Raw genomic sequence first — 15,268 nt, 5'->3', positions numbered from 1 at the left:
CACAGCCAATAAATCATTCATTACAATAAAAAAATATCATCATTATTCACCACATGAGAAGGAGATTTTTATGGGTTCAAAAAGATATAATACACTCGCCCATGCTTACGATAATTCGCTGGTATCAAATGCTTTTGGTTTTTTAAGGCTACCTCTTGAGTTTGATCCTTACTCCTGCAAAGCTGATTGGGTCATTACCGGCGTGCCCTTTGATATGGCAACATCGGGAAGACCAGGAACGCGCTTTGGTCCTGCTGCTATTCGGCAAATTTCACCACAATTAGCTTGGGAGGATAAACGTTATCCTTGGAGCTTTAGAATGCAAGATCGTTTAGATGTTATTGATTGTGGGGATCTTGTCTTTGAGTTTGGTAATGCCAAAGATATGAGTGAAAAGCTAGAACTGCACGCCGATAAAATTTTAGAATCTGGTAAACAGCTACTGACATTTGGCGGAGATCATTTTACAACGCTCCCTCTTTTAAGAGCACATGCTAAACATTTTGGGAAAATGGCCCTTATTCAATTTGATGCGCATACCGATACCTATGAGGAGGGGAGTGAATTTGATCACGGCACAATGTTCTATCATGCGCCTAAAGAGAAACTCATTGATCCTGAAAGCAGCGTTCAGATCGGCATTCGCACAGAGTATGATGCGAATAATGGCTTTACCGTACTTGATGCCGCTTATGTCAATGATGAAAAAGTAGAGACATTATTATCAAAAATCAAAAAGATCGTAGGAGATCTCCCTGTTTATCTCTCTTTTGATATTGATTGCCTTGATCCTGCACATGCGCCCGGCACAGGAACGCCTGTTTGTGGCGGCTTAACAACAGATAGAGCTTTAAAGCTCCTTCGGGGATTAGCGCCTTTAAATATCGTTGGTATGGATTTAGTGGAAGTCTCTCCTGCTTATGACCATGGAGATATTACTGCACTTGCCGGCGCAACGATTGCTTTAGAAATGCTCTATATTCAAGCTAGTAAAAAATAGAGTCATTCCATAAAACAGATAGGTATTGACACAAATGAGTATTTAGACAATCATAAATATTGCTCTAAATACTCATTAAAAACCTGCTGATATTGCTGACGATTAAAGATCAGCTGTTCAATAGGCTCAATTCCGTGTTCATTAAGCTCTAGCGCATCTTCTTTATCTAACCCATCTTCGTAAGTAATATTATTCCACTTCACTTCCTCTTTTGTTATTTCTAAATCACAAGAAATAACAGAGCAATAATCACAGCCGCAATGGCAACGATAGAGAATCAGTCGGTTATTATCTAATTGCGTATAAACAGGTTTATTTCCTAAATATTGCGCGATTTTACTAAAGACAACTTGATGACGATCATAATGAGGGAAACGCGTTTTATCAACAACAAATAGGTCTAAGTCAAAGTCTGAAAATCGTAAATCTGTTTGTTTATCAAACCCCAATAGCTGATCAAGCGCTTTACCATCAATATAGAAATTAAAGTCGAGATACTGGGTATCAACATCTCGCGAAATACAGCGCAATTCTAAATGATTCACAAAAATAAGCCTTCCTATTTTAATAATACGTAAACTTAGAAACTCGTTTAGTCACAGCCTTAGAATCATAACGCCATGCAATCCTAGCGTTTCCTTCTAGATCAATCTCTTGTGGCACAAAAAGCGAGACCCTTTTATCAAGTGCTATAAAATCTTGTGGCGTATAATCTTGAATATCTTCAAGTGTTGCACTTACCTCAATATTCGTTGCGCGCACTTTTGCTAAGTCTAACTTTAAATACTCATCAAAGGTCAAATAGAGATACTCTAAGAACTCATCACCATCTCGATCAATACGCTCGCTGGTCATTAATCTTTGTTGATCATCATAGGTTTCCGTAATAATCGTTTGCTTCGGCTCTTCTTCCATCATTCTAAGCCACTCTTCTTTTTGATTAATTCGAGTGATGCTCTTATTTTTCTCCCAATTTTGGGAAGCGGTTGTAAACTCTTGGTTTAAAACTGCACGGTTATAAGCACCACTATCTAAAATCGCATCACCAAAAAGAATAACTGATGTAATAATCCTTTCATTATGACGATAAGGAGTTGCCTGGCGATAAACGATAACTTGAACCTCTCCCTCATCATAGCCTTCTAAAACAACTCTACTTCCCATCTTATGCTCATCAAAATTCACTTCTCTAGAATAAGAGAGATAAGACTTGAGCTTTTCATCTTCTAACGAAGCCATCTCAAGCGCCTCTACGGGAATACTATAATACAATGACTCAGCATGCTTCAGCGACCCTTGTAATAAAAAGGCAGAAACATCACTTATCACATATTCATTATCTGCCATCGTCTCTTTCTGATTTACCAAATGTTCATCACTTTGCGTAGCTGCAAAAGCAATCCCCATCAACGCAATAAAACTTATTGATACTGCAATATGTTTTAACCTCATCACTACTAATCCTATTTTGATTGTCTTTAAGGCTATTGGTTATAGCCACTATTGAATTTTTATACTAAAGGATTCATTACCGTTACATATATCTTATGGATACTATCGATCGATCTATCGCTTTGTTAAAATAGAGCGGTATTAAACAAGTACTATGACAAAAAGTGCTATTCATAAAAGCTATTCAAAATTATGAATAGTTTTATTAAATCAAATATTTCGATTATTAATATTACCGCAATATTTTTCATAAAATATAAGATAGATCATCATAACCCTTTTATTTTTATTAATTCTTCATAATTGATCTATCTCTTTTGTTTCAACTATCCACAAAATTTCTTTTATGCTATGTTCAGAGAGTTGAGTCTATACTCATCTGTTTATCTAAAGCTAGTGATTAACAAATTATCACCAATAATAAATAAGATTAAAGAAAAGAGGATTTTATGAATCGTAGAAAAATGTTACTCATGTTGTCACTATTAATGCCACTCTCTTTAAGCTCACTCTCTTTTGCAGATAATGCTAAAAAACATGTTGCTATTACCGCAATTGTTGAGCACCCAGCACTTGATCAAGCAAGACAAGGCATTATTGATGAGTTAAAAGACGCCGGATTTATTGAAGGAGAGAACCTCACGCTACAATTTCAAAGCGCGCAAGGCAATAGTGCAACTGCTGCGCAAATTGCTAAAAAATATGCCGGAGATAATCCTGATGTTGCTATCGGGATAGGAACGCCAAGTGCGCAAGCGTTACTTGCTTCCACTAGAACGGTTCCTATTGTCTATACGGCCGTTACAGATCCTGTTGCGGCAAACTTAGTTAGAAGCTGGGAAGCCACGGGCGGTAACGTGACAGGCGTTTCAGACCATTTACCCCTTGAGCCACAAATGGATTTAGTCAAAATGATTATTCCAGATGTGAAAAGCATCGGCTTTGTCTATAGCCCTGGCGAAGTGAACTCGACAATCGTCTTAAAGCAGCTCCAAGAAATTTTAGAGCCTCAAGGGATTAAAGTAGTTGCAGCACCCGCGCAACGAACAACGGATATCTCAACGGCGGTGAAAAGCCTTCAAGGTCGTGTTGATGTAATCTATACCAGTACTGATAACAACGTTGTTTCAGCTTATGAGTCAATGTATCAAGCGGCGGTTCAAACGAAAATTCCGCTCATTGCTTCAGACACCTCTTCATCAGAGCGCGGCGCAGTTGCGGCTTTAGGTGGGGATTATTATGGCATGGGCAGACAGACAGGGAAACTTGTTGTTCGTATTTTAAATGGGGAAAAAGCCGGCGATATCGCTTCTGAAAAACCACAAAAAACAGAACTCTATGTCAATCTTAAAGCAGCGCAGCAACAAGGTGTCACCTTACCTGAAGAAGTTATCAAAAGTGCAACTAAAGTTATTGAATAAAAGTTGATAAAACTTCATCTGCTAGGCATTGCAGAATGTAATGCCTAGCTATAATGCGGTACTGATACTAAAAATTCATATGATGGTCGGTTATGACCTATGAAGATCTATGATCTTCAGCAATGGTTATAGCTTAAAATCAATCATATCTTATAAAGAATACGTTATGGGGCATAAAATCACTCTTCTAACCTAATTCCCCCATAAAGTCGCTTTACACTTACACATATTCAATCGTTTTTGGAGTTTTTTAATGTCACTGATCTCACTTTTCGGCGCTCTGGAAGTTGGCCTAATTTATGGATTAGTTGCCTTAGGCGTCTTAATCTCCTTTAGGATTCTTAACTTTCCTGATTTAACCGCTGATGGAAGTTTTCCTCTTGGAGGCGCTGTGTGCGCCGTCTCCATTATTGCAGGCGTTAATCCTTGGCTTGCAACACTCTTTGGTACGCTTGCTGGCGCAGCTGCTGGATTTGTTACCGCTTGGCTCCATGTCTCGCTAAAAATCATGCAGCTTTTAGCCAGTATCTTAGTTATGATTGCGCTCTACTCTGTTAATCTTCGTATCATGGGCGCACCTAATATTCCGCTTATCTGGGAACCAACGGTTATTACTCCCTTTATTAACGAAGATTATAGTAATCAGTTTTGGGTGAAACCCTTAATGATTCTACTTTTTGTCATTGCGGCAAAACTGCTTCTCGATCTCTTCTTTGCAAGCCGAGCGGGATTAGCCACAAGAGCCACAGGGGCTAATATCCGTATGTCCCAAGCGCAAGGGATCAATACCAATAAGATGACTTATTTAGGCATGATGATCTCTAACGCTCTGATCGCTTTAGGTGGCTCACTCTATGTTCAAACCCAAGGAGGCGCAGATATTTCGATTGGTGTTGGTACTATCGTTATCGGGCTTGCAGCAGTGATTATCGGCGAGACGTTAATCACCTCTAAAAAAATGTTTTGGATTACCTTCTCAGTGATCGTTGGCGCAATTTTATATCGCCTCTTTATCGCGCTTGCCCTTCATAGCGGGCCATTACAAAGTATTGGTATTGGCGCACAAGATTTAAACTTCATCACCGCAACACTCGTTGTGATTGCCCTTGTTTTACCACAAATTAAGGCTAAATTAAAAAGACGCTTTAAAGGGAGACGTTAATTATGATGCGTTTAGAAGATATTCAAGTAATCTTTAATGAACATACGCCTTTAGAGAATATGGCCCTTAAAAAAATTGATCTCACTATTCGAGAAGGTGAATTTGTCACCGTGATCGGGACAAATGGTGCCGGTAAATCCACGCTTTTAAATGTCATTAGTGGGAATGCCGAAACAACAGCGGGCAAAGTCTTTATTAATAATGAAGATGTCACTTTTAAATCCGTGTCAGATCGTGCGCGTTTAGTCGCAAGAGTTTTTCAAGATCCGATGGTTGGAACTTGTGAGAGCTTAACAATAGAGGAAAACTTAGCGCTTGCTTATGATCGTGGAAATAAAGAGTCAGGATTAAAACCCGCCGTTAATAAAGAGCGCCGAGAGATCTTTAAAGAGCATTTATCAACGCTAAAATTGGGATTAGAAAACCGCTTAGAAGATAGTATGGGCTTACTCTCAGGCGGACAGCGTCAAGCCATTAGTCTACTGATGTCTTCTCTACAGCCTTCTAAAATATTGCTGCTTGATGAACACACCGCGGCACTAGATCCTAAAACAGCCGCCTTTGTATTAAAACTCACAGAAGAGATTGTCAGCAAAAATAAGCTCACGACTTTAATGGTCACCCACTCAATGCAACAAGCACTCTCCTACGGCAATCGCACTATTATGCTCCACCAAGGTGAGATCGTGTTAGATGTATCTGGAGAGATGCGTGAAAACTTAAGTATCTCTGATCTATTAGTACTTTTTGAGCAAAGCCGAGGGGATAAAGTGGAAGATGATGCATTACTTTTAGGTTAATGCCGCATCCATAAGTGTTTGCTTGCCATTATGATGGTAGGAGATTGATTTCTATAATGATATGAGTTTGATATAGTGTTATTGACTTACCATTGATAGAAGTAAATTCCTATTTTCACTAGCTTCATCAAATATTGATCTAAAAGTATGCATCACTATGATAAAACACTTAAGGATACCATCGATCTTATGAAGAAATATCTCTTACTACTGTGCGCAGCATTGCTGATAGCTGGCTGCGCCTCTTCTAAAAACCGCTCTAACTATTCACAACTACAAAATAGCCAAGTAGTAACATCAGAGCTTCAAGCACAAGAGCGGCTCTGGCGTGGCACACCTTATCAGCTTGGCGGAAATTCTCGCTCGGGCATTGATTGCTCTGCATTTGTGCAGCGTACTTTAACAGAGCGCTTTGCTATTAATGTGCCTAGAACAACCGAAGATCAGATGTCGACTGGAAGAAAGATTAAAAGGTCTCAGCTTAAACCTGGGGATTTAGTCTTCTTTAAAACCAATTGGGGCGGCACCAATTTGCACGTTGGTATTTATAGTGGTCATCAGCAATTTGTCCATGCTTCAACCTCAAAAGGCGTGATTACCTCCTCTTTAGATAATCCTTATTGGCAAAAACACTTCTACCAAGCAAGACGATTATAGTCGATTCGGTTTAAGAAACAGTATTTAAAATAGGTAAAACAGCAATACCGCATGAGAATCAAACTAGCTTGCACAATGCAGATAGAACAGCTCTTATGCTTCTCATAACCGATGTACCAGCAATCTATCTGCTGTCACTTTTAAACCGATTTTACGATCTCATCAATCGCTAATACGCAGCTAATACACGATTATCAAAAAGCCCTGATAATTTTGCTTCAGGGCTTTTAATATCTCTTTAGTTTTTAAGAGAAGAACGCTGCGCTTTATTATCTAATAGCATCTCAGCAATATTATGGGCATGATCCCCTATACGCTCTAAATTAGAGAGAAGATCAGTATAAGTTAGCCCTGCTTTTGCCGTACATTCTCCATGATTTAAGCGGTGAATATGCTGCTTTCTTAAGAATCGCTCCATCTCATCAATCTCCTCTTCAAGTTCATACACTTGGCGAGCTTTGGCAAGATCTCGCTTTTCTAATGCTTCTAAAGAGAGCGTGACAGAGCGAATCGTAAGATCAAACATTTCATAAACCTCACTTCTCGCTTCAGGGCTTAAAATAATATTACGCTCAATCATATAATTGATCTGCTCAATAATATTTTCAGAGTGATCCCCAATACGCTCAATATCACACACTAAATTGAGCATTGATTGTAATTCGTTAGAATCTCTTGGCGTAATGGAATGAGGGAATATTTTTACCAGATATTTGGTAATCTCCTCATCTAAAATATTAATATTTTTCTCTAATCCTGTTGCAAATTCAGCCTCTACAGTACTATTGCTTTGCAGGTAAACAAGCGATGCCTTTAGAGCATCTAAGCTCATATTCCCCATATGCATCACCTCTTTTTTCGCTTGTCCTATTGCAATTGCCGGCGATTTTTCTATTAATGATTCATCTAAATAGAGGGCAACTTTCTCTTTTTTGATCTCTTTTGCCGGCAATAACTTCGTCACAAGGAGCGCCCATAAGCCGATAAATGGCAATTGTATTAGGGTATTGACGATATTAAAAGTCCCGTGGGCAAAAGCGATCTGCATTTTAGGCTCAAGATGTAATACGCCGGTAATCCAGATAATAAAGTTAGTAAATAGCCCAAGAAAGATCATAAAAATAATCGTACCGGCAACATTAAATAATACATGGACAGCTGCCGCCCTTTTTGCCGCAATACTTGCCCCAATTGCTGCTAATATCGCCGTAATCGTTGTTCCGATATTATCTCCAAATAGTACCGGCAAAGCGGCATCTAAAGAGATGAGATTCTCAGCATAAAGACCTTGTAAAATTCCGATTGTTGCACTTGATGATTGCACAATTAAGGTAAAGACAGTTCCCACAAAAACACTTAAGATGGGGCTATGGCTCATATCCAAGATGAGCTCTGTAAACATTGGCAGATGTCTAAGGGGGGATAAACCACTACTCATCAGATCAAGCCCGACAAATAAGCCCCCAAAGCCAAAAAATATCTGCCCGATATTTTGAATACGAGAAGATTTAAAGAAGAAGAGCATGACCGCCCCAAAGAGCAATATCGGGAAAGCATATTCCCCAATATCAATTCCGATAATAAAAGCCGTTACCGTTGTCCCGATATTAGCGCCCATAATAACGCCAATCGCTTGACGCAAAGTCATCAGACCAGCACTAACAAGCCCCACTGTAATAACCGTTGTCCCCGAGCTTGATTGAATTAAAACGGTAACAAAAATACCGGCTAAAATCCCCATAAAAGGATTCGTTGTAAAACGATCTAATATTGTCCGTAGTCGATTGCCAGCCGATTTTTGTAAGCCATCCCCCATATACTTAATAGAGAAAAGAAATAAACCTAACCCACCTAAAAACTGGAAAAGAACCTGCTGCCAATCCATGCACTACCTCGAAATGAGCACAAAACATCAATTAAAAGTCGGTATTTTAATCTATTTTGCGCAATAGTTAATAACTATTTTCCATTTGAGCATATTCGAATCAAAAGTCATAAGATAAAGATCAAGTATTACAAAAGTTTCTAGCATCATCTAAAAATAAGGAAAATACCATAAGTAATATTGATCATTTATGAAGTCCCTATTCACTGTGAAGATAGATAGCTTCAACTTCACTCTGTTATAAAAAACCGCAAAATATATCAGCAAGAGGTATTTTTATAGATCAAAAAAGCTGAAAAATCTCTTTCAGCTTCTCTTTAATCCACGGGGCATGAGGGAATATTTATATCAAATGACGATAACTTCTCTCTCTAAAAAAGCAACCCGTGGTTTACCCTCAAACATCATAAAATAAAACTTATAAATCAAGTAACGATCTTCTTGCTCTGGCAATGCAAAGTGTACAGGTTCAAAACTATTATTAGTTTTTAGCACTAATTTAAAAAGTTTTTTATGATTGGCTATCTGCAATTCATAATCCTCTAATGAATCATGTGCTCGTTCAAAACCATATTGATTCCAATTATTTTGATAAGTTCGTAAGCGATCATTCGTAAAAATAAGCGTATCCGGATTTCCAATAATCAACTCGCTTTGAATAAATGCAATATCAAGGACTTTTAAGACTTCGCTCTGCTTTTGGCTTTCAAAAGCTGTGATTATCTCCTCATAAGCCTCCCACAGCAATGCCATATTCTCTGGCGTTTCTTCAAAAGGTTCAGCATCTCGCCAAAAAATTTTACTAGGCAGATGACTTTTAGGTTTTTCAAAATAAAAATCTGTCGATACAGTCACATCCGGCAATAGACTATCATTAAAAGTTTTGGTTTCGTGATAGTTAATCTCTAAATTTTCTTCATCCCCTTTAGATTTATAGATCACCCACTCGACATCCTGATAATCCACTTCAGGTGTACTTGAATCATTATTTGATGAAGTAATCACTTGTGTCGTCGACTTTCCGCTATATGCAAAAGGATCATTTTTACCACTTACATTGATGTGAAAATTTTCGCCCAAAGCCCGCCCCTCACAAAAAAAGTAAGTTCCATCACGAGGGTAATAAATGGGTGCCATTGCATCAACAGTTAATCTATTTTTTCCATAATCAATAAATAACTCCGCATCTGGAATATAGTTATCCGTTCTAAAATTAATTTCCCCACGGCGATTATTCTCTATCACGCTTTTTGGGAAAAGTGTCGACATATCATTAATTTTAAAATCACACATTACGGTACTATAGCTTGCACCAATTGATTGAAATGCTTCTTCTGCAAATTTTGCCGTCATTAATGGATGTTTTTGAAGTGCTTCTTTTGTCATTTCTCCCGTAGGAGTTTCATCTTTTGTATAAAAGAAGCCAATTGCTAAGCTAGCGACTATTACGATAAGTAGCCCCAAAATTATTAATCCTTTTTTCATAACGAATCTCCTCACTTCGCTAATAATAAGAAGATAGCTTAACTTAATAATCGTATGATTAAAGATTATTCCTAAAATCTAAGAAAAAAATCATCAGGAAATGTAGATCTGGCAAGACCTATTAAAATATAAGGAACTCTTTCCATTAAAAAAATTTGATACATCTCCTTTTTTCTAAAATGATTAAATCTCCCTTCTCTTTATTTTGCTAAGATAATCATTTAATTTAAATCATTATTTTCGAATATTCTTGCGGTCAATTATGAAAAAAACTTTTCAAGCTCTTGTACTATCTTTTCTAGCAGTTACAACTGCCAATGCAGAAATAAAATGGTCTGTCACCATTAATGACACCTCTGAAAAAGTAGGAACATTCACAGTCGGCCATTCAGCGACCTTAATCCAAGTGTTAGAAACAATGCCGTGGATAGAAGAGGGATCGCAATCTGGTGAAGGGAAATATCTCTATGTCTTTTATGCGCCAGATTCTGCCGAAAGCCAAGCGTTCTATCAGCAAACTCGCCCTTTGTTAGAATCGATTAATATTCGCTGGATTCCTATTCAAGGGCATGGTGAGAACCTTAACGGGCTCTATGAAACTCGTACCCCAGAAGCTTTAAAGAATGCTTTTACAAAGCAACAATTTCCCGCTGTTCAAAACCCACAAAAAATGGAAGCAACAGCGAGCATGGTTATGACCGCTTTTATCTATCTGCGCCATAATAACTTCTTCTCCCCTGAAATAGGATCTTATTTTCCAACGATTTTTTACGGAACGGAAGATGAAATGACCGCCTATTCTGATCCCAAAAATATCGAAAAAATCATCACGCAAGTTCCAGCAACAACGCCTAATAATGCCCCTATCATGATTGAGCAGCTCGCTGAAATCCCTTATAAAGTGTTCCCTGTTCAAGAATATGCTTATTTTGGTAATGAAGAGGGAGGAATTTGGCCAATCTATCTCTACCCTAATGAAAAAGCTACCCACCTTGGATTTACAGATAACCGCTTACCTATCAAAGGTATTACCGATAATGGTTTCTTAGCCATTGATATCCAAGATGGCAAAGGTCGTTACATCTTTATGAAATATTTTAAAGATGATGTGGAGATTAATAAACGCTCTGAAGCCCCACTCGTAGAGTAAAAACTTACATGAATACCCTAATCTTTATTTAAAAACAGTATAATAGCTATTATGAAAAAGTTTCTACTGTTTTGTATTATCAATACTACCTTATCTGTTAGTGTTGCCACTGAATACCTATATGATGGTGTCTATCACTGTCACCATCATATTTATGGCGCCGGCGGTAGTGAGATTAGTGATGCAGAGAAAGCGCAATATTTTTTACCCGAAGATAATAAAAGTAGCATTATCACCATTAAAGATCATGTTATGACTTTTACTGGATTTAGCACAGATATCACCGGAGAAACAGCTCATCCTCGAGTAAGAGCATCTAAGCGTACTTTCTCTTCATATGGCGGTTCAACGACAATTAATTTCGCAAAAGGTGATCTCCTTTATTCCTCTAAAGATCTCGTCCAAGTCTTCTTCCCGCAAATTTATGAATTTCAGATCTCTTTCTTGCTAGATAGCTATCGCATTACTTATGCTTTTTCAGATTGTGACAAAGAGGGAGGAAATCAATATTATATTGATGATTCACCAGCCATTCATCCTGAAGAACCATCACGCCAAAAAAGTGCCGGAAGTGCTGAGTATGAGGCGGCACAAAAAATAGAACGGCAAGACAAACGACAATACATTTCTCTCCTACAAAAATCTGCCAATAGTGGCTATGTTGATGCCATGCTAGATTTAGGTTTTTACTATGAATATCAGCAAAACTATCAAAAAGCACACGAATGGTATCGTAAAGCCCGAGGAAATGGTTCGCATGAAGCAACTTTTCGCTTAGCTAGAGCCTACCATTTTGGGAAAGGTGTTCCAAGAAACTGGGATACCGCAGCAAAGCTCTATTTAAAATCTGGCGCTTTAGGAAAAGTCTCTCTAGGTAATTATTTTATCGAAGAGCGAGATTATTATGCTGCTTATGAAATGTTTAGACAAGGCTGCGAGCTTAATGATCTTTCCTCTTGTGGTAGATTAGAAGAGCTTGAAGAATCTGGATTTGTGCGACGATTGCACTAATAAATTAATTTTACACCAATAAAATTTCAAATAACTCTAATTGGCTATCAATATTAAATACCTTTAACGCTAAAAATAATTTCAGATATTCCTAATAAGGCGCAATCAACTCCTCAAACTGCATATCATTGGTATCTAGTAAACATCTTGTTTCAGAAAGTGCCGGCAATCCATTCTCTAAAATGGTTAATTTAGCTGTCATGATCTTCCCCATTTCAGCCCAAATTAATCGATCATTAAGATCATCGTAATCTGCCCATTCCCAAAGGCTAGTCTCTAATATATAATCTTTCGGCAAATAACATAGCTCATAAATATGGGTCATTACGCCACCATCATCTCTTCTATGATTAAATTCCGTTCCTAATAATCGCAGTTGCCACTCTTGGCGGAGATCAAGAAAATACCTTACGCTTTTTTTAGTAAACTCATCTACAATCTTCCAACCTCTTCTACTCATCTGCGACTCAAAAAGATGCTGATCCTTCTCAAAAAATTGACTAACTTTCTGCATAATCGCTAAATAATCCGGATCAAAATAATAGCCATTATGTCCTATATCTGCTTTTAGCTCTTTTGGATCAAATCTCCCACCTTCACGCCAACGATCTAAATCATTACGGTAGAAAAGTGACTTTAAATAAGGGACTTTAGCAATGGCAGAATAACCATCTTTTTTATAGGCGCTATAGAACCAATATTGTCCATCATTAGAAATGGCACAATCTTCATTATAGATCTTCCCTAACAACCATTGCCCTTTACTGAACGTATCATCGACTAAATCCCAGCCTAAACTCAAAGTCCATTTACTCGGGCCTTTTCGTAAAATCACAGCCGTGTTGCTCGCTTTAGAATACAGTACATATAATCTTGCCGGAATCGCTACGGATTTATCCATTGTTAGATCTGACATCCTATTTCCTTTGAGATAATCATAATCCAATGATCACGCCTCTATTTAATGTACCGTTGTACTTTGAAGATCGATTTCCTCTTCCTCTTCTACAATCTTGTCCGAAAGCACTGCCTTACCCGATTTTTCTACTTCTAAAGCTTCTGCTGCTTGATTCCCAGCTTCTGACTTTAAAATCATAGCAATCCCTTCTTGAAAGCCATCTCGCATAAATTGTAGTAGCACATCTTGAGATTCGGGATGCCAAGGTAGATCCTTCATTTGCCATTTACAGGTTTTCTTAAAGTGTTCATACTCATTTCGGCGCGCTTTAATGGCCTCAAAGTCCATCATCCAATAAGCATATCCTAAGAGATAGTTTTGGTGATAGCTATCAAAATCCGGGAAAATCGCATGAATATAGCGAGAAGTTTTAAGGAGATCTTCCCAAGCTTCTTCTTCGCTAATAATGCCGGCGCCATAACAAATACGACTTAAATAGATCGCCCTTCTTAAATCAAATCCCCAAAGTAGTGCCGGCGCCTTACCATTATAGGAATCAATATTGGCAATGATCTTTTCTGAGGGAATTTCTAACAGCGCCGCAAGCTTACGAACCAAACTATGATTGATGCGTTCTTCTGCCGGAACCCTCGCCATAGTCAAGGCAAATGATGATGAATGCATTCCTTGCCAAAGGCTCTCCATCGCTTCACGATAACCTTGCCGATCTACAATTCCCCAATCACTAAATACACCTGATCGATGAGATTCCTGTGTCGTTAGCATCAGCGCCCGATACTGATAAGTATCGCCGGCAACAAATTCCTTAACCGGCATAAATTCAAGTGTTTCCGCCCAGCCTTTCATGTTGTAAATCATGACCAGATCTAAACGGAGCGCTGCACGCTGCTCAATCGTTAATGGTTTTCTACCTGTTGTTTGATAATAGCGATATTGCTCTGACTTCACCCTTTTACATAGCGACCCAATAATCCCGATAAAAATAAGAACGGGTAATGCCAACGCCGCTAAAACAACGCCCATTTTGAGAGAAAACTCAATCACGCTACTATCTAAAATCACATAGATCAACAAGCCAAAAATCCCGAGCCCCATGATGGCTAAAATCATAAAAATGATGTAAAAAGCCGTCATTAATGGCGACATGATTGATGGCTTTCGTTGAATCGTTGTGATTGCTTCACATACAACACGAAGCGAGCTAGTCGGGATTGCTGTGTAACCCGGATGATTTTGTAAAAACTTTTTCATAATAAGTACGCTATTAATATTTTAAATATCAATATTATAGTGACTTATTACAAAGTGATAATGATCTCTATGAGGATTATGGCAATTATAATCAATTCGTTATCTTGTTTTAAAAATTCCACTACATGCAAAGATATAAAAATGGTTTATTCCATTTTTTAACAAACGATCAGGATTTGCCCCAAAATGCCGGATTAGATAATCAATCGTCACCGTTTCTATCGCTTCCCTTCTCAATAACTGCCGGTATTCAGCAAATTCCTCTTGAGAGAAAAGCGCAACACGCTTCATCCTACCATCCAGATCCATATTCATGTCCTCGGCATTTTCGGCATATCCCCAAACATCATCTAAAACTGCCCCTTCTTGCCGGCATATTTCTAAAAAAGGAATGACACCTGATAATGGAATCACCGGCAATTGAGTTTCTACGCTTTGGCTTTGCGCTTGCGTCCTTTCACTAGCTGAAAGAATATCAAGCCCCTCAGATAACTGAAGAAACTGCTGATAGCAGCGCTGAAGATGTTTGGCATTTCGTTGATATCCTAGCAGATTAACGTTCACCTTCACTTTGCCACTTTTAAGCCATTGATGAAGATTACTAAAGCCCATCAATACTGGAAACTTCTCTAAAAAATGCGGATAAAAATTCCGAAGATAATCCTCATAATTACTTCCTGTTCCACGCACAAAACGATGCCGATGACAGCTTTCTAAAAAGCGAATCCCCACATCCGACATTCCCACATAAGGCGATCGCCAAGCAATATTCGGCGAGATAATCGAAAGATCATCCTCCACTGTTTGATTCAGCTCTTCCACACTCGGCAATCGAATTTTCGCATCACAAGTTAAAAACTGAAACCGATTCAAATGCCCCAAAAGATTCACAGCAAACTGCCAACTCATTGCTGGTATTCTAGAATGCTCAATCTCTAAGCTCTTCAGATAGCGCTCAGTAATTTGGTGCAAGCTACCCATAGAGAAAAACTTAGGCTCATAAAGATAGTCCGAGCAGAAGAGTTTGCAGAGATCTTTTAGGAAGGTTTGTTCGTTGATAGAAAAGTTGCCCATC

14 protein-coding genes are annotated in these 15,268 nt (G+C 38.4%); 7 read left to right on the top strand and 7 right to left on the bottom strand.

Features of this window, described 5'->3' with window-relative positions:
- Positions 1-70: 70 nt before the first annotated feature.
- Positions 71-1,000, top strand: a complete 930-nt coding sequence (gene speB / locus MMG00_RS04150) for an agmatinase (RefSeq protein ID WP_242151814.1) — start codon at positions 71-73, stop codon at positions 998-1,000.
- Positions 1,001-1,050: 50 nt separating this feature from the next.
- Here the strand turns inward: speB and MMG00_RS04145 are convergent, their stop codons facing one another.
- Together MMG00_RS04145 and MMG00_RS04140 are read right to left on the bottom strand one after the other, a co-directional pair.
- On the bottom strand, positions 1,051-1,545 hold the full coding sequence (locus tag MMG00_RS04145) for a hypothetical protein (protein WP_242151811.1): 495 nt from the start codon (positions 1,543-1,545) through the stop codon (positions 1,051-1,053).
- Positions 1,546-1,564: 19 nt separating this feature from the next.
- Positions 1,565-2,452 (bottom strand): hypothetical protein, encoded by an 888-nt coding sequence (locus MMG00_RS04140; RefSeq protein ID WP_242151807.1) that lies wholly within the window; start codon positions 2,450-2,452, stop codon positions 1,565-1,567.
- Between the two features lie 473 nt (positions 2,453-2,925).
- On the opposite strand from MMG00_RS04140, the gene MMG00_RS04135 reads away from it, so the two are divergent.
- The 4 genes from MMG00_RS04135 to MMG00_RS04120 all read left to right on the top strand — a co-directional run bounded on the left by MMG00_RS04135 (position 2,926) and on the right by MMG00_RS04120 (position 6,492).
- Positions 2,926-3,873, top strand: coding sequence for an ABC transporter substrate-binding protein (locus tag MMG00_RS04135; RefSeq protein ID WP_432805934.1), 948 nt, complete (start codon positions 2,926-2,928; stop codon positions 3,871-3,873).
- 253 nt (positions 3,874-4,126) lie between these two features.
- Positions 4,127-5,035 carry an ABC transporter permease gene (locus MMG00_RS04130; protein ID WP_242151805.1) on the top strand — a complete coding sequence of 303 codons (909 nt, stop codon included), beginning with the start codon at positions 4,127-4,129 and terminating at the stop codon, positions 5,033-5,035.
- Positions 5,036-5,037: 2 nt separating this feature from the next.
- Positions 5,038-5,835, top strand: coding sequence for an ABC transporter ATP-binding protein (locus MMG00_RS04125; protein ID WP_242151803.1), 798 nt, complete (start codon positions 5,038-5,040; stop codon positions 5,833-5,835).
- A gap of 189 nt (positions 5,836-6,024) precedes the next feature.
- Positions 6,025-6,492 (top strand): NlpC/P60 family protein, encoded by a 468-nt coding sequence (locus MMG00_RS04120; RefSeq protein ID WP_242151800.1) that lies wholly within the window; start codon positions 6,025-6,027, stop codon positions 6,490-6,492.
- A gap of 238 nt (positions 6,493-6,730) precedes the next feature.
- Here MMG00_RS04120 and MMG00_RS04115 read toward each other — a convergent pair whose 3' ends face one another.
- Positions 6,731-8,377, bottom strand: coding sequence for a Na/Pi cotransporter family protein (locus MMG00_RS04115; RefSeq protein WP_242151797.1), 1,647 nt, complete (start codon positions 8,375-8,377; stop codon positions 6,731-6,733).
- Positions 8,378-8,725: 348 nt separating this feature from the next.
- The gene (locus MMG00_RS04110) at positions 8,726-9,862 is read right to left on the bottom strand and encodes a hypothetical protein (RefSeq protein WP_242151794.1); all 1,137 of its coding nucleotides are present in this window, start codon (positions 9,860-9,862) and stop codon (positions 8,726-8,728) included.
- Positions 9,863-10,124: 262 nt separating this feature from the next.
- Here MMG00_RS04110 and MMG00_RS04105 point away from each other — a divergent pair, with 262 nt between their 5' ends.
- Both MMG00_RS04105 and MMG00_RS04100 read left to right on the top strand, forming a co-directional pair.
- Positions 10,125-11,012, top strand: coding sequence for a hypothetical protein (locus tag MMG00_RS04105; RefSeq protein ID WP_242151792.1), 888 nt, complete (start codon positions 10,125-10,127; stop codon positions 11,010-11,012).
- 51 nt (positions 11,013-11,063) lie between these two features.
- On the top strand, positions 11,064-12,023 hold the full coding sequence (locus MMG00_RS04100; RefSeq protein ID WP_242151789.1) for a tetratricopeptide repeat protein: 960 nt from the start codon (positions 11,064-11,066) through the stop codon (positions 12,021-12,023).
- A gap of 91 nt (positions 12,024-12,114) precedes the next feature.
- Here MMG00_RS04100 and MMG00_RS04095 read toward each other — a convergent pair whose 3' ends face one another.
- From MMG00_RS04095 to MMG00_RS04085, 3 genes are all read right to left on the bottom strand, one after another.
- Complete coding sequence (locus MMG00_RS04095) at positions 12,115-12,939, bottom strand: hypothetical protein (RefSeq protein WP_242151787.1); 825 nt, start codon at positions 12,937-12,939, stop codon at positions 12,115-12,117.
- Positions 12,940-12,984: 45 nt separating this feature from the next.
- A complete protein-coding gene (locus MMG00_RS14355) occupies positions 12,985-13,707 on the bottom strand; it encodes a DUF1266 domain-containing protein (protein ID WP_432805933.1) in 723 nt (240 codons plus the stop codon).
- Between the two features lie 585 nt (positions 13,708-14,292).
- Complete coding sequence (locus MMG00_RS04085; protein ID WP_242151782.1) at positions 14,293-15,267, bottom strand: hypothetical protein; 975 nt, start codon at positions 15,265-15,267, stop codon at positions 14,293-14,295.
- Position 15,268: the final 1 nt, after the last annotated feature.

This window comes from Ignatzschineria rhizosphaerae (genome assembly GCF_022655595.1).
Taxonomy (GTDB): domain Bacteria; phylum Pseudomonadota; class Gammaproteobacteria; order Cardiobacteriales; family Wohlfahrtiimonadaceae; genus Ignatzschineria; species Ignatzschineria rhizosphaerae.
Note: the sequence above shows the minus strand (reverse complement) of the source record. Positions and strands in the feature narration are given on the sequence as shown.